Annotated in this window: 21 protein-coding genes and 1 tRNA gene; 12 read left to right on the top strand and 10 right to left on the bottom strand. The window is 47.7% G+C overall.

Going from position 1 to position 22,221, the window contains the following annotated elements; translation table 11 throughout:
• Positions 1 to 380: 380 nt before the first annotated feature.
• The 11 genes from V3S16_RS12600 (at position 381) to V3S16_RS12550 (ending at position 12,095) form a co-directional block, all read left to right on the top strand.
• A complete protein-coding gene (locus tag V3S16_RS12600; protein WP_413885460.1) occupies positions 381 to 1,946 on the top strand; it encodes an FMN-binding glutamate synthase family protein in 1,566 nt (521 codons plus the stop codon).
• A 115-nt stretch (positions 1,947 to 2,061) separates the two neighbouring features.
• The gene (locus V3S16_RS12595) at positions 2,062 to 2,223 is read left to right on the top strand and encodes a hypothetical protein (protein WP_413885458.1); all 162 of its coding nucleotides are present in this window, start codon (positions 2,062 to 2,064) and stop codon (positions 2,221 to 2,223) included.
• A 51-nt stretch (positions 2,224 to 2,274) separates the two neighbouring features.
• Entirely contained in the window at positions 2,275 to 4,092 is a 1,818-nt protein-coding gene (locus V3S16_RS12590) for an aldehyde ferredoxin oxidoreductase family protein (RefSeq protein ID WP_413885456.1), read from the top strand.
• 209 nt (positions 4,093 to 4,301) lie between these two features.
• Positions 4,302 to 4,676, top strand: a complete 375-nt coding sequence (locus V3S16_RS12585) for a hypothetical protein (protein ID WP_413885454.1) — start codon at positions 4,302 to 4,304, stop codon at positions 4,674 to 4,676.
• A 2-nt stretch (positions 4,677 to 4,678) separates the two neighbouring features.
• A complete protein-coding gene (locus V3S16_RS12580) occupies positions 4,679 to 4,873 on the top strand; it encodes an FAD-dependent oxidoreductase (protein ID WP_413885452.1) in 195 nt (64 codons plus the stop codon).
• An 18-nt stretch (positions 4,874 to 4,891) separates the two neighbouring features.
• Positions 4,892 to 7,735 (top strand): 4Fe-4S binding protein, encoded by a 2,844-nt coding sequence (locus tag V3S16_RS12575; RefSeq protein ID WP_413885450.1) that lies wholly within the window; start codon positions 4,892 to 4,894, stop codon positions 7,733 to 7,735.
• Between the two features lie 55 nt (positions 7,736 to 7,790).
• Entirely contained in the window at positions 7,791 to 8,567 is a 777-nt protein-coding gene (locus V3S16_RS12570) for a hydrogenase iron-sulfur subunit (protein ID WP_413885448.1), read from the top strand.
• A 17-nt stretch (positions 8,568 to 8,584) separates the two neighbouring features.
• Positions 8,585 to 9,043: a 4Fe-4S dicluster domain-containing protein gene (locus tag V3S16_RS12565; RefSeq protein WP_413885446.1), complete on the top strand. Its 459-nt coding sequence runs from the start codon at positions 8,585 to 8,587 to the stop codon at positions 9,041 to 9,043.
• Between the two features lie 17 nt (positions 9,044 to 9,060).
• Positions 9,061 to 9,546, top strand: coding sequence for an NAD(P)H-dependent oxidoreductase subunit E (locus tag V3S16_RS12560; protein ID WP_413885444.1), 486 nt, complete (start codon positions 9,061 to 9,063; stop codon positions 9,544 to 9,546).
• 37 nt (positions 9,547 to 9,583) lie between these two features.
• Positions 9,584 to 11,386: an NADH-ubiquinone oxidoreductase-F iron-sulfur binding region domain-containing protein gene (locus tag V3S16_RS12555; protein ID WP_413885461.1), complete on the top strand. Its 1,803-nt coding sequence runs from the start codon at positions 9,584 to 9,586 to the stop codon at positions 11,384 to 11,386.
• Positions 11,387 to 11,390: 4 nt separating this feature from the next.
• Entirely contained in the window at positions 11,391 to 12,095 is a 705-nt protein-coding gene (locus V3S16_RS12550; protein WP_413885442.1) for a 2Fe-2S iron-sulfur cluster-binding protein, read from the top strand.
• 55 nt (positions 12,096 to 12,150) lie between these two features.
• Here V3S16_RS12550 and V3S16_RS12545 read toward each other — a convergent pair whose 3' ends face one another.
• The 10 genes from V3S16_RS12545 to V3S16_RS12500 form a co-directional block, all read right to left on the bottom strand.
• Complete coding sequence (locus V3S16_RS12545) at positions 12,151 to 13,452, bottom strand: helix-turn-helix domain-containing protein (protein ID WP_413885440.1); 1,302 nt, start codon at positions 13,450 to 13,452, stop codon at positions 12,151 to 12,153.
• Positions 13,453 to 13,539: 87 nt separating this feature from the next.
• On the bottom strand, positions 13,540 to 13,956 hold the full coding sequence (locus V3S16_RS12540; RefSeq protein ID WP_413885438.1) for a hypothetical protein: 417 nt from the start codon (positions 13,954 to 13,956) through the stop codon (positions 13,540 to 13,542).
• A 190-nt stretch (positions 13,957 to 14,146) separates the two neighbouring features.
• Positions 14,147 to 14,599, bottom strand: a complete 453-nt coding sequence (gene aroQ, locus V3S16_RS12535; RefSeq protein ID WP_413885436.1) for a type II 3-dehydroquinate dehydratase — start codon at positions 14,597 to 14,599, stop codon at positions 14,147 to 14,149.
• A gap of 182 nt (positions 14,600 to 14,781) precedes the next feature.
• The gene (gene rpe / locus V3S16_RS12530) at positions 14,782 to 15,438 is read right to left on the bottom strand and encodes a ribulose-phosphate 3-epimerase (protein WP_413885434.1); all 657 of its coding nucleotides are present in this window, start codon (positions 15,436 to 15,438) and stop codon (positions 14,782 to 14,784) included.
• A 184-nt stretch (positions 15,439 to 15,622) separates the two neighbouring features.
• On the bottom strand, positions 15,623 to 16,594 hold the full coding sequence (locus V3S16_RS12525) for a PASTA domain-containing protein (RefSeq protein ID WP_413885432.1): 972 nt from the start codon (positions 16,592 to 16,594) through the stop codon (positions 15,623 to 15,625).
• On the bottom strand, positions 16,591 to 17,949 hold the full coding sequence (gene rsmB / locus V3S16_RS12520; protein ID WP_413885430.1) for a 16S rRNA (cytosine(967)-C(5))-methyltransferase RsmB: 1,359 nt from the start codon (positions 17,947 to 17,949) through the stop codon (positions 16,591 to 16,593). Before rsmB ends, V3S16_RS12525 begins: the two co-directional genes overlap by 4 nt.
• Positions 17,950 to 18,154: 205 nt before the next feature.
• Positions 18,155 to 19,096 (bottom strand): methionyl-tRNA formyltransferase, encoded by a 942-nt coding sequence (fmt, locus tag V3S16_RS12515; protein ID WP_413885428.1) that lies wholly within the window; start codon positions 19,094 to 19,096, stop codon positions 18,155 to 18,157.
• A complete protein-coding gene (def, locus tag V3S16_RS12510) occupies positions 19,093 to 19,602 on the bottom strand; it encodes a peptide deformylase (protein ID WP_413885426.1) in 510 nt (169 codons plus the stop codon). The genes fmt and def overlap by 4 nt, the downstream gene beginning before the upstream one ends.
• Positions 19,599 to 20,681 carry a lysylphosphatidylglycerol synthase transmembrane domain-containing protein gene (locus V3S16_RS12505; protein WP_413885424.1) on the bottom strand — a complete coding sequence of 361 codons (1,083 nt, stop codon included), beginning with the start codon at positions 20,679 to 20,681 and terminating at the stop codon, positions 19,599 to 19,601. The genes def and V3S16_RS12505 overlap by 4 nt, the downstream gene beginning before the upstream one ends.
• Positions 20,682 to 20,722: 41 nt before the next feature.
• Positions 20,723 to 21,655 carry a bifunctional riboflavin kinase/FAD synthetase gene (locus tag V3S16_RS12500; protein WP_413885422.1) on the bottom strand — a complete coding sequence of 311 codons (933 nt, stop codon included), beginning with the start codon at positions 21,653 to 21,655 and terminating at the stop codon, positions 20,723 to 20,725.
• 106 nt (positions 21,656 to 21,761) lie between these two features.
• On the opposite strand from V3S16_RS12500, the gene V3S16_RS12495 reads away from it, so the two are divergent.
• Positions 21,762 to 21,848, top strand: a tRNA-Leu gene (locus V3S16_RS12495).
• The last annotated feature ends 373 nt before the right edge of the window (positions 21,849 to 22,221 follow it).

Raw genomic sequence — 22,221 nt, 5'->3', positions numbered from 1 at the left:
GGTTAAGCACTTCGCGCTTTTTTCCTTAACCATTGATTCCATAAGGGTAATTCAACGAGGCGGCCGACCTCTGAACCTTTGAACGTTGAACTTTTGAACCCAACTTTTTGATTAGAGATGGAGTGTTTTGTCCAAAATTTTACCACATCATCGATCATTATTTGCGAGATCTGCAAAAACAACTTGACGAAATAATTAGTTGTGCTAATAACAATTATCTGAGCTAAAGTAGATAGCAAAAAGTTTAGTTTAAATAAAGTTTTGCACAAAGGCGTGCGGAACTTTTTTAAAGATAGAAGACAAAGGCGTCTTTTCCCTATTTTGGGTAGGCGTCTTTTTTTATTGTTCATATTAACTTTTTAGGTAAGGAGGGTTCTGTTATGACATTTAGTAAACCGAATCGTAGTGCAGCTACCGTCAGTTCAACCCGGGTCGATCCCGCGCCGGTATCAGGTATTTGTGTGACTTGTCTGGACGGCTGTGAAGGCCCCTGTGAGATCGGTCGTTCCGCTTTGAAGGGGCGGGAGATGATCTATCCGCAACCGTTTGGATTGACAACCTCAGGATCCGAAAAGGATTATCCCATTGATTTCTCACATTTCAATATTCAAGGAACCTGTGTCGGTGCTGTCGGGGTAGAAGCCGATCCGGATGTGGCCACGTTTCCGGCCGTTGATTGTACCACCGCAGTAGGCGCCGACGGCAGCATCAAGCTTGATTTTCCGGTGTTCACCGGTGCCGTGGGGTCTACGGAGATCGCCAGAATCAATTGGGAAGAGATGGCCGTTGGTGCTGCCATTTCCGGTGTCATTGTCGTGGCCGGGGAGAATATATGCGGCATGGACCCCCAGGCTGAATTCAAAAACGGCAGAATCGCTAAATCACCCGAGATGGAACGCCGCATAGAGGCTTTCAATAAGTGGTACGACGGCAAAGGCGGCATCATTATTCAAGCCAATGTGGAAGATACCAAATTAAGGGTGCCCGAGTACGTAATCGAAAAACTCGGCATAGAGATTTTCGAACTCAAATGGGGACAGGGTGCCAAAGATATCGGCGGTGAAGTCAAACTTCCCACCCTGGAAAGAGCTTTGCAACTGAAAGACCGCGGCTATATTGTTCTGCCGGACCCGACCAACCCGGCCGCCCAGGAGGCGTTTAAAGCCGGTGGAATCACTGAATTTGAAAGACATTCAAGGCTCGGAATGGTCGAGGAAGAATCGTTTCATAAAGCCGTGGAGCACCTTCGCAGCGTGGGAGCAAAATATGTAACCTTAAAGACCGGTGCCTATCGCCCTGCTGATCTGGCCCGGGCCATTAAATATTCCTCCGATGCCAAGATAGACCTTTTAACCATCGACGGCGCCGGCGGCGGTACCGGTATGAGTCCCTGGCGCATGATGAATGAGTGGGGCATCCCGACGGTTGAGCTCGAATGCCTGGCCTATCAGATGTGTGAACGGCTCGCGGCCAAGGGCGCCTACATACCACCCCTGGCGATCGCCGGCGGTCTTTCTCTGGAAGATCACATCTTCAAGGCCATTGCCCTGGCAGCGCCTTATGTAAAAGCCATCTGTCTGGGGCGGTCGATTATGGCCGCAGCCATGGTCGGCAAGACCCATGGTAAAATGATGGCCGAAAAAATGGAGCTTGAAGGCGAAGATATCGCAGACGGATACGTGAAATTGTTTGCGGTGGGTGCCGAGCTCAAAGAGCGCTTTGGCAGCGATTTCGCCAGCATTCCGGCCGGTGCCATCGGATTTTATTCTTACGTCGATCGCCTGCGCCAGGGGCTGCAGCAGTTTATGGCCGGTGCACGAAAATTTGCCCTTAAGTATCTTGAAAGAGATGATCTGGTTGCTTTGACAAGAGAAGCGGCCGATATTTCCGGTATTCCGTATGTGATGGATTCGGATAAAGAAGAGATCGACAGGATTCTGGGTTAGTCTATCGAAAATCAAAAATATCGTATCCAAATTTACGGTGTTTTAACGCCCTATTTGAAAGGAAAACAGGATGCTCAATGTTATTTGCCCACATAATTGCAAGGATTGCTATGCCATGAGAGTCTGTGCAGTACGTGCCATAACAGATCAGCAAGGCTCGATTTACATTGAAACCGATAACTGTATCGGATGCGGCTGCTGTAAAACAGCATGTGTTACTTTCGGCTACCAAGCCCTGGAAGACAAAACCGAAGCGTGGCTGAAAGGCGCAGCCTAGCCCAATTGACGATTGGCGATTGATGAAGGTTATTTTATTTGGAGAGACACTATGAACGGCTGGACCGGTCAATGCCTCAGAGTGAATCTGACTCAAGACAATTATAAGCTTGAAGAGGTTCCGCGACAATTGATGGAAAAATATTTAGGAGGGCGGGGTCTGGGCGCCAAAGTTCTTTCCGATGATGTTGATCCCCAAGTAGATCCTCTCTCTGCAGATAATAAACTTATATTTGTATCAGGTCCGTTGGTCGGAACCGGGGCTGTTACCGGAGCATCGTGTAACGTGGTCACCAAGAGCGCCCTTTCCGGAACCATTGCGTGTGCCAAGCTGCGCGGGCACTTTGGTGCGGAATTGAAGTACGCCGGACTTGACATGATTATTGTTGAGGGCCAGGCCGAATCGCCGGTCATTCTTTCGATTATAGATGACAAGGTCAGTATCCGTCCGGCCCTGGAATATTGGGGTCGCACTACGTCCGAGACCGAAGCGCTGTTTAAAAAAAACATGCCGGATAAATGGGCCTCCCGTGACACGTATTTGCTGTCCATCGGTCCTGCGGGTGAGAAACTGGTTCCACTGGCCAATATTATCAATGACGGTTTTCTGTCGGTAGGGGGAGCGGGCATCGGTGCTGTTATGGGCTCCAAAAACTTAAAGGCCATTGCCGTCAAAGGGAGCCATTCGGTGACGGTTGCCGACGGAAACCGTTTTGGACAAACAGTAACTACCCTGATTAATAAGCTGAACAGCGCCCCGCTGACATCCCAATCCATGACGGCTTGGGGATCTGCTTTTTTTGTGGGGCTTTGCAATCAAAAAGGGATTTTGCCCTTTAAGAACTTTCAACGTTCCGCATTTGAAGAATCAAAAAGTGTTGGTACCGAAACCTTGGCCAAGGCCTTTGCATTAAGGGCGCGGGGCTGCTTTGCATGTCCGATCGCCTGTATTAAAAAGACCGATGTCAGCAATCCGCTGTTCAAAGGCAAGGGCATGGCTCCCACATACCTGGCAATCGGCGCCCTCGGCCTTAATTGCGGTATTACCGATCTGACCACCATCGGCATGGCCAATATGATCTGTGCCGAGATGGGTTTGGATCCGATTGCCGCCGGGGGAACATTGGCAACCGCCATGGAAATGGAAGAAAAAGGAATTGTTTCTAAGGAGACGCTCAAACTTGAACTTAGGTTTGGCCAAGGGGAAGATCTGCTTCAAGCCCTGACACTGATGGCGACCAAAAAAGGGCATGCTAAAAGAATCGGTATCGGCGCCAAAGCCCTGGCCGAAGAATACGGGAATCCGCAGCTTTTTATGGGTGTTAAGGGCATTCCCATGGCACCGTTCGATCCCCGGGCCATCCAGGGAATGGGCCTGCATTTCGCCACGTCCAACTATGGCCCCCATCATCTTTATGCTTACACATTTATTGACGAAGTCCTGAACGTCCACAGCCAAGAAGATCCCTGGACGACCGCCGGCAAACCGGAGCTCGTCAAGCGCTATCAGGAAATAACGGCGGTGATGGATTCTTTGGGGCTGTGCAATTGGCTGTTGATGGGGCTGAAGTTCAATAATTTTGTGCCGATGGTCAACAGCGCTCTTGGTACCGGGTTTAAAGCCGACGATCTATTATTGATAGGTGAGCGGATCTGGAACACCGAAAGGCTGTTTAACATAAAGGCCGGAATTGACGGCAGTTATGACACGTTGCCCGAACGGTTTATCAAAGAACCGATTCCGGACGGTCCGGCCGCCGGCCAGATATCCAAGCTAAGCGAAATGATCGGGAATTACTACCATCTTCGAGGATGGGACGCACAAGGCCGGCCCGGGCCTGAAATCTTGAAGACATTAGATATAACCTAGCTTCGCTTCAAAGCGACGGGTTGATGGAAGCTCTACATATTGATTATGGCGAAGCGATACTGGATCCTGGATACTCGATGCTGTATTTCATCCAGTATCCAGAGACCAGCATCAAGCATCTTATAGCATTTTGTATTGAACTGTTGTTTACAAAAACTTGACACAAATTTTAAGATTTTGAGCCATACGGACAGGTAGAGGAGTAAAAAATGGCACGAATTAAAATCGATCATACCAAATGTACCGGTTGCAGACATTGTGAAATCGCCTGTTCCCTCAACCATATCGCCGGCATAGCCAATCCGCGCAGAGCACGCATCAGGGTCTTCAGAGAAGGAAATATTTATTTTCCGACCATTGCCGGTCCGTTTGTAGATGCGGCCTGTACTTCGAAAAATGATCTTGTCGTTGGCGGCGTCAGCTACAACATGTGCCTGATCTGCCGGGCCTCATGCCCGGAAAAACCTTTTTTTATCGAAGCGGAAACCGGTTTCCATCTAAAGTGCGATTTTTGCGGTATTCCGCCCGCCCCCTCATGTGTGCGATGGTGCAACAGCGGCGCCCTTGAATTAATTGAAGATTAGAAATGAATCCGATGAACCAGAAAAATGATGTTATTGCAGCCGTGATGGTCGTTGGCGGTGGAATCGCCGGTATTCAGGCCTCCACGGATTTAGCTGATTCCGGGTATTATGTCTATCTGGTGGAAAGCTCTCCCGCCATTGGGGGTGTAATGGCCGCCCTGGACAAAACGTTTCCGACCAATGACTGTTCGATTTGAATCCTGGCTCCCAGGCTCGTGGAGTCTGCCCGGCATCCCAACATTGAAATTGTCACCAATGCCACCTTAAAAGAAGTTTCCGGCCCGGCCGGAAACTTTACGGTCAAAGTGCGCAAGCAACCCCGCTATGTGGATGAAAGCAAATGTACGGCGTGCGGAGTGTGTGCCTCTTATTGCCCTGTGACGGTACCCGACCCGTATGAAGAACATCTGTCACACCGCAAGGCCATTCATATCCCCTATGCCCAGGCAGCCCCGTCAGCCTATGTGGTTGATCCCCGGTACTGCCTGTTTTTGTCTAAAAAAGAATGCAAGCAGTGCAGTCGCATCTGTGAAGCCAACGCCATCGATTTCAGCCAAGGACCTGAAATTTTAACCTATCAGGTTGGGGCGGTTATCATGGCTCCGGGCTTTTCGAGTTTCAACCACCGGCGGGCAGGAGCGCACAGGTTCGCAGACTCACCCAACATTGTCACCGGCAAGGAGTTTGAGCGCATTTGCTGCGCATCCGGACCTTACACGGGCCAAATTCTGCGACCTTCAGATCTGAAAAAACCGGAAAGAATTGCGTTTATTCACTGTGTCGGCAGCCGGGATAAGGCCGCCGGTAATCCCTACTGCTCATCGGTATGCTGCAAATATGCGGTCAAGGATGCCATCGTGGCCCTGGAGCATGAACCTGACCTGGACATTACTATGTTTCATATGGATATGCGCATGTACGGTAAGGGCTTTGAGACGTTCTATGCACGCGCCCGAGCTGAAAACGTTAAATTTATTCGCAGCAGGGTTTCAAAGATCGACGAGCAACCGGGCACGCAAGATCTTGTCGTAACGTATGTCACCGATGACGGCTGCCAAAGAGAAGATGCGTTTAATCTGGTAGTGCTGGCCAACGGTCTTGAGGCCCCTCGAGGAAACAGCGCCCTGGCTCTGGCAACAAATACCAGCCTCAATCATTACGGCTTTTGTGATACCGGGTTGTTTTCACCGCTGGCTACCAGTCGCAAAGGTATATTTGTGGCCGGTGCGTTTCAGGGACCAAAATCGATTCCTGACAGTGTCATTCAGGCCGGTGGGGCCGCAGCCTCGGCCGCCGAACTGCTGGCATCGGCCCGGGGGAGCCTGGTAACGGAAAAGACATATCCCGACGAACGCAGCAAGCCTGACGAACCTCCGAAAATAGGGGTGTTTGTCTGCCACTGCGGCAAAAATATCGGTGCGGTGGTCGATGTTCAGGAAGTCAAGAAATACGCCGGCACCCTGCCGGATGTGGTCATGGTGGCGGACAATCTTTATTCCTGTTCGCAGGACACCCAGGGTTTGATAGCGGAAACGATCGTCGAACATCAGCTCAATCGCATTGTGGTGGCCGCTTGTACGCCCAGAACCCATGAACCCCTTTTTCAGGACACCAACCGGGAGGCCGGTTTGAACAAATGCCTGGCAGAAATGGTCAATATCCGTGACCAGTGTGCATGGGTTCATATGCAGGAAAAGGAGGCCGCCACCCAAAAGGCTAAAGACCTGGTGCGGATGGCGGTTGCCAAGGCCAGGCTGAACCAACCGCTACCGGAAACTATCATAGAGGTCGATCCCAAAGCGTTGGTCATCGGCGGCGGGCTGTCAGGGATGACAGCGGCCCTTAGCTTGGCCCGCCAGGGTTTTGAATGTTATCTGATCGAAAGGTCGTCACGTCTCGGAGGAAATCTTGAAAAGACCTATGCTACTCCGGAGGGCCCTGATCCCCAAAAGCATTTGAAGCAACTCCTCCGGGAAATCAAGAATCATGTCTCCATTCATGTTTATACCAAAGCTGCGATTCAAGTGATCGAGGGTTTTGTAGGAAACTTCCGTACGGTTATATCGCCGGGGGATGGTGAAAATAAAGATACACTTGAATTAAAACACGGCGTTATTATTATTGCCACAGGTGCAAAGCCATATACCCCCAACGAGTATCTGTATGGCCGGCATAGCAACGTTCTGCTGCAACAAAACCTTGAGGAAAAACTGGCCCATGGGAAGCTGAATTCCAAAGACCTGAACCATGTTGTCATGATTCAGTGCGTGGCATCAAGAGATGAAACCCATCCCTACTGCAGTGCTGTTTGCTGCGGACAAGCCATCAAAAACGCGCTCAAAATCAAAGAACTCAATCCTGACGCCAATGTGACTATTCTTTACCGGGATATCATGACATACGGATTTAGCGAGGATTTTTACACCCTTGCCAGGGATCGGGGTGTTCTGTTTGTACGCTACAATCCGGAACAAAAGCCCCAGGTTGAGGAACTTGACGGAAAGCTTCGAGTTACAGTTGCAGATCCGCTTTTAAACGAAAACCTTATTGTCGATGCTGACTTATTGGTGTTAAGCACGGCCATGATTCCACGTGAAAACAAGGTTCTCAATCAACAGCTGGCCATTCCCCTTTCGGCCGACCGGTTTTTTTTAGAATCGCATGCGCAGATGAACCCGGTCGATTCTTATATAGACGGGATTTATCTTTGTGGCACGGCTCAGTTTCCCAAGCCGATGGATGAATGCATCGCTCAAGCCAAGGCGGCCGTTGCCAGAGCCGCCCGCTTGCTGTCAAAAGGATATGTTAAGGCGGAGCCGATTGTATCATCCTGCGATACGGATAAGTGTATCGGATGTGGAATCTGTGAAGATTTATGCCCGTATAGCGCCATAAGACGCGTAAAAATCGGAAAACTCAAAAAAGCCGAAGTTGTTACGGCCGCCTGCAAAGGGTGCGGTGTATGCTCTTCGATTTGCCCTTCGAGGGCCATCAGCATGGGACGGTTTACCGACGAACAGATCCTGGCTCAGATAAGAGCCTTTGGAGAAGGCTGTTAGTTATTTGTCATTGGTCATTTGTGGTTTGTAGATTGAGAGAAGCGGACATATACAAATGACAGCGAACGGAGTGAGAGAATTGAAAATTGACACATTCGAACCGAAGATCCTGGGTTTCTTCTGCCACTGGTGTTGCTATGCTGCCGCTGATGCTGCCGGTGTGGCCCGTTTTCAGTATCCGACTCACGTGCGAGTCATCCGGGTGATGTGCACGGGCCGCATCGACCCTATTTTCCTTATGGAAGGTTTCATCAACGGAGCGGACGGCATCTTTACCGGCGGCTGACATCTGGGCGAATGCCATTACCGGACCGGTAATTACGAAGTTATCCACAAGGTTAATCTAATCACGAAACTCCTCGAGGATTTAAAAATAGACCCGCACAGATTGTCGTTGGAATGGGTCTCGGCCGCCGAAGCACCCCGTTTTGTGGCACTCATTGCAGCCTTTTCGGATCGGATTAAAGCACTGGGCCCCCTTGGATCGAGTGCGGGTTTGGAACCAGAGCATCTCATGATAAAATTAAAAGCTGCCCGCATGGCTCTTGAAGGCAAACGTCTTAGAATGGTCATTGCCCGACAGGCAAAGTATATGAAACAGGGGGATACCTATCGGGAAATACCTCCGGAGCATAAACTGCAATCCGATTTGGAAAAGACCCTTGCCGCTGAAAGGGCCAGATATGGCGTCATGCTGTATTTACAGGACAAGCCCCATCCTCTTCAAGAATTGGCAAGTCTTCTGGAGATATCGCCCGACCAGGTGATGGATTGTTTCAAAAAGCTTGAAAAAAGAAAACTCGTTGAACCCGATCGACTCCTTGTCGCCTAACCCAACAGGAACGAACCATGAGAGACGTCTTTTTTAGTGAATTTGATCCTAACTTTAAAGAAGAAGTGGCCGACAAAATAGGCTTGGAAAGTATCAAACCTTGTTTCACCTGCGGCTCCTGCACCGGGATTTGCCCTGTTCATGAAATCATTGAAGACTTTGACCCGCGGCGCATTATTTATAAGATTTTGCTGGGACGGAGAAAAGAGGTGCTCTCTTCGGATCTGATCTGGTTCTGTTGTTTGTGCAATGAGTGTTTCTTTGTCTGTCCTCAGGAGGTAAAATTCAGCCGTGTCGCCACAGAACTCAGAAAAATGGCTTTGGCCGAAGGTCTTGTGGCCGAAGGCTTTTTAGAAAAATTGGAAGCAGTCAATCCTTATTTAAAGGATTTATGCCGGCGCACTCTGTTTCGAAAGGTGCGGGAAGGGTTTTGCGGACCTCATACAATGCCGTGCTGGCAAAAGCATACCAAGTGAAAATGGAGAAATACTGAATGTCTTTTGAAAAGGTCGATTTGATTTTGGAGAAATACGAATGCCGCCATGATGCCTTAATCAGTATTATGCAGGACATTCAACGGCTGGAGAGGTACTTACCGCCCGAGACACTCAAGTATGTATCCCAACGCATGGAAGTCCCCCTAAGCCGGGTGTATTACATCGCAACCTTTTATAAATCCTTTAGTTTGGAACCCCGGGGGCGCCATATCATCCGGGTTTGCCTTGGAACAGCCTGTCACCTTAATGGTGCCGTGCAGAACCGGGAACAGATTGAGCGAACCCTTTGTATTCGCGATGGGGAAACAACCCAGGACATGATATTTTCCTTAGAGACAGTTAATTGTGTCGGCACCTGTGCACTGGCTCCTGTCACTGTTGTGGACGATACGTATTACGACGCAGTAACACCCGGTAAGGTTGAAAAGATTTTGTCCAAGTATGCAGAAGAATCAGAGGATATTGAGAGTGAAAAAGATTAAGAATCCTGAAAACTTAGAAGCTCTCCGTCAAACTATCTTGAGTAGACGGGATCCCAGCATCCAGGTCGCAAGAGTATGCTGCACCACAGGATGTCGTGCCGGGGGGGCTCTTAACATTATCGATTCTTTCGAACAGGAGCTTGCGGATCGCGATCTAAAAGACAAGATAGAGGTTAAAAAGACTGGATGTCGGGGTTTTTGTGAGAATGGTCCAATAATAGCCATTGAGTCAAAGGATGTCTTTTATAACAAAGTCAGGCCTAAAGATGTTCCTGACATTATTACTGAGACATTAGTGCATGGTAAGCCGGTGAAGCGGCTTCTTTATACCGATCTTGAAAGTAAGAAAAAAATCAGAAGCGAAAAGGATATACCCTTTTTTCGAAAACAGGTTCTAAATGTATTTTCAAAAATGGGCAAAATTGATCCTACTAAAATCGACGACTACATTGCTGAAGGAGGATATAGCGCCCTGGTGAAAGCACTTACCTCAATGACTCCCGAGGAGATTATCGAAACTATTGAGGCCTCCGGCCTGCGGGGCCGCGGCGGCGGGGGATTCCCGGCCGGCAGAAAATGGCGATCCTGCCGGGAGGCGCCGGGAATTGTCAAATATGTGATTGCCAATGGTGATGAAGGAGACCCGGGCGCCTTCATGGACCGCAGCCTGATGGAGGGAGATCCCCATAGTATTATAGAAGGGATGATTATCGGTGGTTATGCCATCGGAGCCAATCAGGGGTTTATTTACGTACGGGACGAATACCCCATTGCTGTCGAGCACTTAACGCTTGCCATTGATCAGGCGCGCTCATACGGCTTTTTGGGGAAAAATATTATGAGCACCGGTTTTGACCTTGACATAGAGATCAACCGAGGGGCAGGTGCCTTTGTGTGCGGTGAATCCACGGCCTTGATGAACTCTCTTGAAGGCAAGGTGGGTGAGCCCAGGGCAAAGTACATCCACACCGTTAAGAGCGGTTTGTGGGAGAGACCCAGCAATCTCAACAATGTGGAGACCTGGGCCAATGTGCCTCTCATCATCGACCAGGGTGCCGAGCGGTATGCGGAAACCGGAACCCGAACGAGCAAAGGCACCAAAATATTCTCCCTGGTGGGTAAGGTCCGAAATACCGGCCTGGTGGAGGTCCCCATGGGGATTACGCTGCGCGAAATCATTTATGACATTGGCGGTGGGATCAGAAAAGATAAGCAGTTTAAGGCCGTGCAGACCGGTGGACCCTCGGGTGGCTGCATCCCCCTGAGCAAACTGGATATGCGGATGGACTACGACAGTCTGTATGAAGTGGGGTCTATGATGGGTTCCGGCGGTTTAATCGTCATGGACGAAAATAGCTGCATGGTGGATGTGGCCAAGTATTTCATCGGTTTTTTAATGCATGAATCTTGCGGAAAGTGTGTTCCATGCCGCGAGGGACTAAGGCAGATGCATGAAATACTGTCGAATATATGTGAAGGTCGGGGGGAAGACAACGATATCGCGCTGCTGGAAGAACTGTCGCATTTTATGATCGAGGCTTCCTTGTGTGCCCTGGGCGGTTCGGCTCCGAATCCGGTGTTAAGTACGATTCGTTATTTTCGCGATGAATACCGGGCTCACATCTTTGACAAAAAGTGTCGGGCCGGTGTATGCCGCAATCTGTTCGAATATTATATTGACGAAGAGTTATGTAACGGTTGCACGGTGTGCCGTAAAAAATGCCCGGAGCTGGCCGTTTCCGGTGCAAAGAAAGCACTGCATGTCATAGATCCCGACAAGTGCATCGGGTGCGGCATATGCTACAGTTTATGTATGCAGGAAGCTGTGCGGGTGAGATGAAATTATGGTGACTTTGACGATAGACGGACAACATGTTCGGGTAGAGGAGGGGACGCCGATTCTCGAGGTGGCGAGGAAATTGGGCCTTCACATCCCCACCTTGTGTTACCACCCAGCCCTCAAACCGCACGGGGCCTGTCGGCTCTGCATGGTAGAAGTGAATAAGAATAAATGGTCAAAACTTGTGACATCGTGCAATTATCCTGCCGAGGAGGGCCTGGAGGTGTCAACCTCCAGCGATCGGGTCAAGAGAATCCGGAGGGTGCTGATGGAGCTCTTTTTGGCCAGGTGTCCCAATGTACCGGTGATTCAGCAACTGGCCGAAAGAAAGGGAATCAGGACCTCTCGTTTAAAGAAGATAGACGACCAGCGATGTATCCTATGCGGTCTGTGTGTTCGAACCTGCGAGGAGATGGTTGGTGTGAGCGCCATCAGTTTCACGAATCGTGGCACTGATCGTGAGGTGAATACTCCCTTTGGAATAGCATCAGATGTCTGTATAGGCTGCGGGGCCTGCACCTATATTTGCCCCACGACCTGTATCGAAATGATCTGCAATTCCGATGATGCCGGCGGGCAGTCGCTGCATATGGGGGAACTCGCCCTGGAAGCCTGCCCGTACAACCATGCCTGCGATACTTGTGAGATGGAACAGCATTTTGTTGAAGATATGAAAAGCGCTGTTCAGCAATTGCGGAAAACTAGTTAGTGCTCATCCACGAAACCAAAATAAACACGATGGACACTAGTTTCCATCCATAAGGCTATCTGATTTTCATCCAGAGCAGTCGGGCCGTGTTTGGACCGGGATTTTTCCACTGGGAAGGCATTTCTGAAATAAGATAAATAATATCACTGGCATGGGCGGTATAAACGGCTTTTTGAAATTTTATTTGCAGTTTTCCGGATAACATATAGCCCATTTCTTCACCCTTGTGGATGAAGAAATGGGACGGCAAGGTTTTATTAGGCGGAATTTCAATCAGATATGGTTCTGCTTTAAGCTCATAATCCACAGGTGTCAAAAGATTGGCCTGGATGCTGCCCTCCGGTAAGTCTGAAAATTTAACCTCGACCGCTTCTGCAAAGGGGAAAATAACCCGGCGAGCAATATCCACGGATTCCTGGAAAAAAGAACTTATATCAACCGCCAGGACTTCCGCCATTTTAAGGAGTGCAGGTAAAGAGGGGTATATAAGGTTGCTTTCCACCTGAGAAATAGTGCTGGGGGTCACCCCAACCAGTTTTGCCAGCTCGGTCTGGGACAGTCCCCGCTTGGTTCGAAAGTCTTTTAACCGCATTCCCAGATCAAATTGTCCCGTCTTACGATTTTCGGCATCAAAGGTGATTTTAAGGTCTTTACTCCAATAGTTGTAGGGCTTGTTAAGGGTGTCCAGATCCCGTTTTTCAGCCTTCAAAATGGTCAAGGACGTTTTGCCTCTTTTAACGGATAAATCGATGGCAACCTGGGCGATTTGATTAATCTGAGCCTTTAGACGAGTTGAATGGGCCCCCTTTTCTATTATCCAGTATGCAATCGTATTCAGTTCATATAACCGGGGACAGGCGTGAAAATAAAAGTTTATCAGTTGCTGTTCTCCACCCCACAGTTCCTGCATGCCGGTTAGACTTTCAAAAACAAAACGCACATCGCCTTCCAGTGTTCCGTGGATACCGTAAAGGGCGGTCTCAACCTGGTCGATTTGCCGGGGTTCATCCACCCTGATGACACGGCAGGGCCGCTCGTTTTCTTTTTTTTCATAAAACTTGAGGAAGACGTCTGAACCGGCCCCTTTACCATACGTAAAACAGTCCAGGATAATTAACTGCTTATTCTGAGCCAAGGGTCCCAGCTTGTCGAGAAGGTTTTTAGGGGAACGATCAAAGCTGACATAAATAAGGGGTTTCTCCTGGGCTTGAGAAATCTGAATAAAGTTTAAACAAAATACGGATGCCAAACTGCCGGCATCGTCGTGCCAGATCACATTATCCCCGATGTAAAGCCCGTCAAGAAGCCGGTCAAGCTGGCTAACTCCCGAAGCTATTCTAAGTTTTTTGGAAGTCATTGAAATCTCGCTTTCTTTAAGCAAGTAGATATAAATATCTTATACCAAGTTAAGCTATATTTAAAGTGATATTTACATTAATCAAATTTAAAAGAAGAAAGTCAGCCATAGGAAGGCGTTATCCGGAGGTTTGCTCAGGAAAGTGGTTGTGGGCATTTTGAAACCACCGAACTCAGAGTCTGTTTTACCGTAATAGATGTTAGCCCCACAGGTGAGCTGAATATTTGCTTGCATATCCCAGATGCCCCTGGGCTGAAGTATTCCCGAAGGATCCGCCAAGTTGTTAATGACGGACAGATGGAGATTAAAAAGAGGGTGTAATTCCACCTGGATTTTACCACTTAAATATTTTCGACCTAACGTAAAAAGCTCTCCCCGGGACAAGCGCTCTAAAACGTTAGGATCTTTGAATGCATCTGAATATTGATCGCTGCCCAGGCCATTGTAATAAAATTCCAAGAGTCCATATACATTTTTTCCCTGCCAGATCCAGCCGTAGTCCATGTTGGCAACCAGTGAGAGGAAACCGTTCCGGCTAGCGTCATCATGCAAAAAAGTATACGTCGTGTCCAGGCGCCAGGGGCCAAAAGCCCTTTTTTCCACCGCTTTGGTACGATATGCATGCAGATTAACTACATTTGCTATAATAGTTCAGCCACAAAGCCACGAAGACACTAAGGTGGCAAAGCTGTTGCTAATGAACCATTCCAGCCAGAGCCTCCAAAGCCATGGTGTATCCCTGCATACCGAATCCGGTAATTTGAGCGGTGGCAACGTCGGATATCATCGATTTGCGGCGAAACGGTTCCCTTTTGTAGATATTGGACAGATGGACTTCAATTACCGGAATATCCAGCAAAAGAAGTGCATCACGGATAGCAATGCTTGTATGTGTTAAAGCTGCGGGATTAATGATAAGTCCGTTTTGCTCTCCGACGGCTTCCTGGATCTTTTCAACAATGGCGCCTTCATGATTCGATTGAAAAGTTTCCAACAAAAGTCCCAGTTTTTTGCCCAGTTCGTCAAGAGAAGCATTGATGGCTTTAAGTGTTGTTGTTCCGTAAACCTCAGGTTCTCTTTGGCCCAGCATGTTCAGGTTGGGCCCGTGAACGACAAGGACCTTGGCCTGATCTTTATTTAGCGCCATAATCATTTACTCCTAATGGTATTTTATCCAGAAAAAACTGCCCCTCCTGGCCAGGTTAAAAACAAGGCTTTGCCGGAAAATAATCACCATGGAATATTAAATTGGAATTTACTTTTCTGTGTTTGAGACAGACTGCACTCCTATGAGGTGAAACCTAAGCCTGGCCCTCTGGGCCGGATTCTTTAATTGCCGATAAGCTCTCGGAATTTAGCGATGGTCTTTTTGTAGTCGGGGCTTCCGAAGATAGCTGATCCGGCCACAAAGACGTCAACACCGGCATCCGATATATGCTTTATTGTTTTTTCGTTTACTCCGCCGTCAATCTCAATCAGGGTGGATAGTCCACTATTTTCAATCATAATGTGAAGGTCTTTGATCTTATCCAGGCTGTTTGGAATAAAATCCTGACCGCCGAACCCCGGATTAACACTCATTATCATTACAATGTCAACATATTTAAGGACCCACTCTATTGCAGATAAAGGGGTTGCAGGATTCAACACGACACCGGCACGCAGACCGATTTCCTTTATCATCTGCACGGTTCTGTGCAGGTGCACACAGACTTCAGCCTGCACGGAAATCAGACTGGCGCCTGCATCTGCAAAATCCTTAATGTAGCGTTCGGGGTTTTCGATCATTAGATGGACGTCCAGGGGCAGTGCAGTAACACGCCGCGCAGCTTCAACTATTAGGGGGCCTATGGTAATATTGGGAACAAAATGGCCGTCCATCACATCTATATGTACCCAGTCAGCGCCGGCAGCTTCTACAGCTTCGATTTCATCTCCAAGTTTTGAAAAATCGGCCGACAGTATCGATGGTGCAATCAGTTTCATTATTATCTCCCCTGGCTATACAGTTAGGTAACGGCAATCAGTGACCAGTGATCAGCATCCAGTTTCCCCGATAAATCGGGATTTCCGCTACGCTCCAACAAGCATCAAGTATCCAGTATCAAGTATCCAGCATCCAGCATCCAGTATCCAGCATCCCGTATCCAGCAACTCGCAACCCGTGACTCTACCATGTGTCAAAAACTTCGGTCTTGATCAGCTTGTTATTTTCGTAAAGCATGACGCTTGCATTTACATTCTTTGGAACAAGCAACCAGACTTCTTCTCCCGGCTTTATTATATCATCGAAGATATCGTGTGATAGGCCGAAGCTGTTTAACCGAACCCGGATATGTCTTTTCAAAAATCCATTTTTAAGCCGGTACCTGAACAGGTTGACCCCATATGAGCCCGAAAAATGGGTGGGGCCTTTTTCACCTGATTTTTTGTTTATGACCAGAGCGATTATGTCTCCGGCAAGCACACGATGGCCGGCCGGAGGCTCCTGTCGAACAATGGTATTTTGCGGTTTGTCTTCATCAAAAATCGAGCTTATATCTTCCAGCATCAGGTCACTTCTTTCAATCAAAGGGATGGCGTTATCTAAAGAGAGTCCTAATAGATCAGGCATCATATAGGCTTGGGGCCGCATCCCCATGCTTACAAGAAGATTGATACATCCGCCGCGAGTGATCACGGTTCCCGAGGGTGGATCCTGGGCAATGATTCCATCCGTGTTGATGCTTTGGCTGTGAGTACTCGATATTTCTCCCTGGCACAAACCGTTTTCTTCCAGGTTGATCCGCGCTTGCTGCACTGAAAGCCCTCTAAGATTAGGAACCAAAATAGTTTTGGCTCCTTTTGACAGTATTATCCTGACATCGCGCCCTTTTTTTATCTCCGCGCCCGCTTCCGGTTCCTGAAAAATGATGTGGTTTTTGGGTACATCAGTGCTGTACTCGGATCCCTTAACTTTGGTATTTAAACCCAGGTCAGTTAAGAATTCAAGAACGTAAACCACATTTTTTCCAACAAGGTTCGGGACAACGACGGTATCTTCGCTTTTTATGATCAGCGTGAGAGCAAAGTAGGCACTTAGCCCAACCACCAGAACGAATGAAATAAATAAAGCAGCTATTTTTATTATGCGTCCGATCATTTTATTCGCTTTAAACATGCCGCAAAAAAGCCGTCCATGTTATTAATATGAGGAGACGTTTTAAGATATCCATTTTGATCGACAAGCGAACGGGTCTTAAACGTTAGGCTTGCAAGTTTGTTTTCTATAGCAAATTCTTTATGTTTATTCAAAAAGCCTTTTATCACCGCTTCATTTTCCTCGGGTTCCGTGCTGCAAACAGCATAAACCATAACACCGGAAGGTTTGACAAGGTTAGCCAGATTATCCAGAAAACGTACCTGTCTTGCATGGTAGTACGCCAGATTTTGTTTTTCAATTATCCATTTAGCATCAGGATTCCTGCGCAGGACGCCCAAGCCTGAACATGGTGCATCCAAAAGGATACGATCAAACATTCCGAAATGCTTCGGAGTTAAGGGGTTATTCAGGTCGTGAGCACGGGTAGTTGCACTGGAGATCCCAAGTCGATTCATCGCGTGCATCAGCTGTGAAAGTTTTTGCTCATCATTGTCCAGGGCGATAAGTTTGCCGTTATTTTTCATCATTTGGGCAATATGGCCGGTTTTTCCTCCGAGACCGGCACAGGCGTCTAATACTGTTTCTCCAGGTTGCGGGCTTAAAAAAATGGTGACTAGCTGGGCGGCTTCATCCTGAACCTGAAAAAATCCATCATGAAAGGATTCCATATCGGGTATAGCTGTTTTGGGATTACTGAAAGAGACACCATCCGGTGAAAAAAGAGTTGGCGCTATTTTTTCGGTATGGCCTTGCAGGGATTCCATTAAAAATGTTCTGTTGGTTTTAAGCGTGTTGGTCCTTACTGTGATAGGCGGAATGGTGTTGACGGCATCGCAGAGACGGCCGGTCTCTTCCAGGCCGAAGCGATCCAGCCATCTTTTTATCAGCCATTGCGGAAATGACTTTTCGGCAGCCAGGGAGGGCACAGGATCTTTTACAATATCAGGATAGGGGACATGATGATATTCCCTGGCGGCACTACGCAAAAGGCCGTTTACATACCGTACTATCCATAAAGGTGCGGCCGACTTGGCCATTTCTACCGATGTGTTTACTGCCGCCGAGACCGGTATGCGGTCTAAGCAGGTGATCTGGAAAAGCCCGAGGCGCAGGATGTTCAAAATCGTAGGATCAATGCGGTCCCGACGGGTCTTTGAAAAATGTCCGATTATCCAATCGAGTCGTCCTCTCCATCTAAGGACGCCGTATACGAGGGCGTAAATTAACTTCCGATCCTTGCTTGTTAGCCGGGTTGCTTTGCTGAGCACAGCATCCAATACACTATCCAGAGTTTGCTGTTTTTTGTCCAGAGTATTCAGAATTAATAGAGCAGTTTTTCTAGCAACATCCGTCATTTAAAGGTTGTCTATTAAAGTTTTAGTTGCATAGTTATGAAACTTGTTGTTTTTATGTCAAAACTTTTTTATTGCCACCAAGACACCAAGGCACGAAGAAAGAATAATAAACATATCCTTTGTGTCTTGGTGCCTTGGTGGCAAATATATATTTTAGTTCTCTCCGAGGCGTAGGCTCTACGAGCCGGAGGCCGGTTTATCCGGGTTAGGTTAAGACATCCCCGGGAGCTATATTGTAGCCCCGCAGAAAGTCTTTGGTCAAAAGACGCTGGCCTGATGCTCCCTGAATTTCCAGCACGGAAAGGGCTCCTCTTCCGGTGGAAACGCGCAGTTCATCGGGAAAGCTCTTGATTACGGTGCCCGGGAGCTCATCCACTTCCATTGGGATGGGGCTGGCCTTAAATATTTTAAGACGTTTATCCATGTGGAAGGTAAATGCGCCGGGCCAGGGGGTCATCCCGCGTATAAATGCATCAAGGGATTCGGCCGGTCTTTGCCAGTTAAGATGACCATCCTGCTTTTTGAGCAAAGGCGCATAGGTCGCCCGGGCATGATCCTGAGGGATAGGATTTAAGCCTTTAGCTTCAATAGTTTCGAGGGTTTGGATGAGAAGGTCTGCTCCCAGGCCGGCCAGACGGTCATGCAGGCTCCCGGCGGTGTCATCAGGAGCAATATCAGTTTTTGCCGACAAAAGAATGTCACCGGTATCCATGCCCTCATCCATTAACATGGTGGTAACACCAGTCTCTTTTTCGCCGTTAATAACAGCCCATTGAATCGGTGCCGAACCCCGGTATTTCGGCAGGAGCGAAGCATGCACATTTATTGGCGCCAGTTTTGGTACTTTGAGAATATTTTTAGAAAGTATATGGCCAAATGCCACGACAATGATCATATCCGGTTTTTGTCTTTTAAGAAGATTTTCAAACTCACCGGTTTTAATCGACACCGGTTGAACAACGTCATAACCTAACTGTGAAGCGGCGGTTTTAACCGGCGGGGGAGTGATTTTACGCCCCCTTCCTTTGGGCCGGTCGGGCCGGGTTATTACCAGAGCTACGTCATTGTTGTTTTTGTGCAGGGCTCTCAAGGCAGGTACGGCAAAGTCCGGGGTCCCCATAAAAATGATTTTAAAACCGCTCTTCATTTTTTCTTTAAACTCTTTTTAACACGCTTTTTATACAGCTGCTGTTTTAAGGAACTTATACGGTCAATAAACAGGGTTCCGTTTAAATGGTCGATCTCATGCTGCAGTACCACTGCCAGCATTCCTTCGGCTTCAATTCTCAGAGGTTTGCCTTCGCGGTCGAGACCTTCCACCAGAATCAGGGAGGCACGTTTTACATCGGCCCGGAAATCGGGGACACTGAGGCATCCTTCATCTTCTGAAATCATGGTTCCTTCACTGGAAACGATTCTTGGATTAATGAGCACCTGCAGTTCTCGTTTTTCATCTCTGGGAGCAACATCATAAACCAGCAGTCTTTTATCGTGACCGACTTGTATGGCTGCAAGTCCGACACCGGGGACCTGGTACATGGTAGCCGCCATGTTTTCAATTAAATGCTGGATATTACCATCGATATTTTCAATCTGCTTTGTGGGCTTACTTAGGAATATATCCGGATATGTCTTAATTTCGAGTATGGTCATAATTGTTTATATTCCCTATCTTCATACGAAACCTGCCAAATATTTACACTGGTTACCAGGGCTGAAATAAAACCGATAACGATAACGGTAAACACTTGAACTACGTGATTCACAAGGGTAAAGCCGAGGGCATCCTTTGCGGAAACGCCGAAAAGGGCCAAAGCAAAAACGCCGCCTGCCTCCCAGATTCCCCAGAAACCCGGCACCGACGGCAGGGCGATAAAGAAGCAGATAATTGTCATAACCGCTGCAATTTCCTGAAAGGTCAGCTCAATGCCCGGGCTACCTAAGGCGATGATGTAATAGGATAAAGCTGAAAGCCCCCATACAACAATCGAAAGCCCGGTACAAATGTATATCTTTGTCGGATATTTAACAAGTGTAAAACCGGTGGCGAAAGTTTCAACAAAGCCAACCAGCGGCAGACAGATTTTTTGCTGCAGTTTTAGTTTAAAAGAAGGCCCGCTGAAGAAAAAGGCCGACGGGACGGCCATGATAGCGTTGTTGATCACTTTGCGGGTTTTATCAAAACTGACCATGATGATGCCGGCCATAAGGACTACAAACAATTGCAACATGCTCCGGCCGATGATGATAAGGGTTTGCTGGTTTAAATGATAATTTCCGAAGGTGATATCCAGGCCGGGATCGATCTCAACGGTGGCGAACAAAACAGCGAAAAGAGCCATCAAGATACCGACGTCAAATACCCTTTCAGCCGCTACGGTTGCAAGCCCTGTTAGAAAGGGGACTTTTTCCTTTTTCAGCAGCACCGCCGGCCTGGCCACCTCACCGACCCTGCCCGGCAGGACGCAGTTTATCATAAAACCGATCATCATAGGATGAAACGCCTGCCAGAAACCTACTTTATGGGCTGATTCCAGGATGATCTGCCAGCGGTAAGCTCTCAAAACAAAAGCTATGAATATAACCACAACCGAAGGTACTATCCAAAAGTAGTTTATAGAGGCAAGGTAAATGATAAGTTCGGAAAATGGTACGTTTTTAAGAGCAAGATAAAGTGCCAGGGCAGATAGTATTATCCCCAGAATCAGGGAAATGATTGTTTTTTTTTTCATATGAGAACGTATCGCACAGAAAATAGTTCAAGACTAAAGGCCTAAGACAGGATTGCGCGTGCTTTTTGAGTATCTTTTTTAATTTGTTCTGCCAGTTCGGCAATACCTGGAAACTTTATTTCATCTCTAATACGCTCGACAAAGTTGACGCGGATTTTTTGCCCGTAAATGTTTTGGTCAAAGTCTAATATATGTACCTCAACGGTAAATTGAGTGTTACCGAAAGTGGGGCTGTATCCGATGTTGGCCACGCCTTGGTAAAGGTTGTTCAGGCACTCAACCGTGACGGCATAAACCCCTGTTTTGGGGCATAATTCATTATACAGGATTATGTTTGCCGTCGGAAATCCGAGAAGTTTTCCTCCTCGGTTGCGGCCGGTCGTGACCAGGCCTCTGATCTGATAATTGCGGCCCAGCATTTTTTGGGCTTCAATAACCTTACCGTCCATGACAAGCTCACGTGTTCGCGTGCTGCTGATCCTGTCCGGCTGGCTGTTTGAGGTCTGTATCCAGTCGGCTACAATCACTTCAAAACCAAGATTCTTGGCATAAGTATGTAGAAGGTCCAGATTTCCTTCACGATTTTGACCAAAGGTATAATCACTACCCACAATAATGGCTTGCATCCCGATACGCTTTACCAGGATATCTTCCACAAATTCTTTTGCCGGTATAGCCGCAAATTGCCAGGTAAAGGGGACACAGATAATCACAGCGACACCTGATTTTTCGATCAGTTCGATTTTTTGCTCATAAAGGGTAATCAGCGGCGGATGTCCGTTTGATTTGAGTACCCGTATGGGGTGGGGTTCAAAGGTCATGACAATGGACGTGCCGCCGAGGGCGTCGGCCTTTTCAATCACTTCATAAAACAGAGCCTGATGCCCTATGTGGACACCATCGAAATTTCCGATGGTAATCACTGCATTTTTGTATGGTTTTTCAATATCATCTAAGTTTTCAACGAGTATCATTGCATCCTTTTAAAGACCTCAATAACTGCTTGACAACAATAACAAAAAACCTTATATAAATGATCCTGTATTTTAAAGCAATCTTTTTTCAGCGATACTTCTCAGTGCCGAAGTGGCGGAATTGGCAGACGCGCTAGGTTCAGGGTCTAGTAGGGGTCTCCCTGTGGGAGTTCGAGTCTCCCCTTCGGCACCAAATTAAAATCTATTTAAAATCACATACTGTTTCTCTTTTTCCATTTCGGAACCTTCAGATGGTGTATTTTGCATAATAACCCTCCTTTTTTAAGCCCGGTGAGAAATTCGGATTATAATAAACTTGTTGATGATTTGAAAAAGAAATCAGGGTAAACGCTTGGGGTCAAGTCCATTTTAAAATATTTTCCCTTGTAATCATGTCTGATTTGGGTTATCAAAAATTTTGTTTAGTACCAAACAACGCCTCCGATTGGTATTTCCCAAAATTAGCAAAACGGGGGTTTGTTGACTAATGCTTAACTTGAAGAAATAGCAGAAAAGCAGCTGGAAATACTACATATTGCCTGGGTGGCGGAATTGGTAGACGCAAG

It is taken from the genome of Candidatus Desulfatibia sp. (assembly GCF_036446775.1).
In the GTDB taxonomy this organism is placed as follows: domain Bacteria; phylum Desulfobacterota; class Desulfobacteria; order Desulfobacterales; family UBA11574; genus Desulfatibia_A.
The sequence above is the reverse complement of the archived record's forward strand: the minus strand, read 5'-3'. Positions and strand labels throughout refer to the sequence as shown.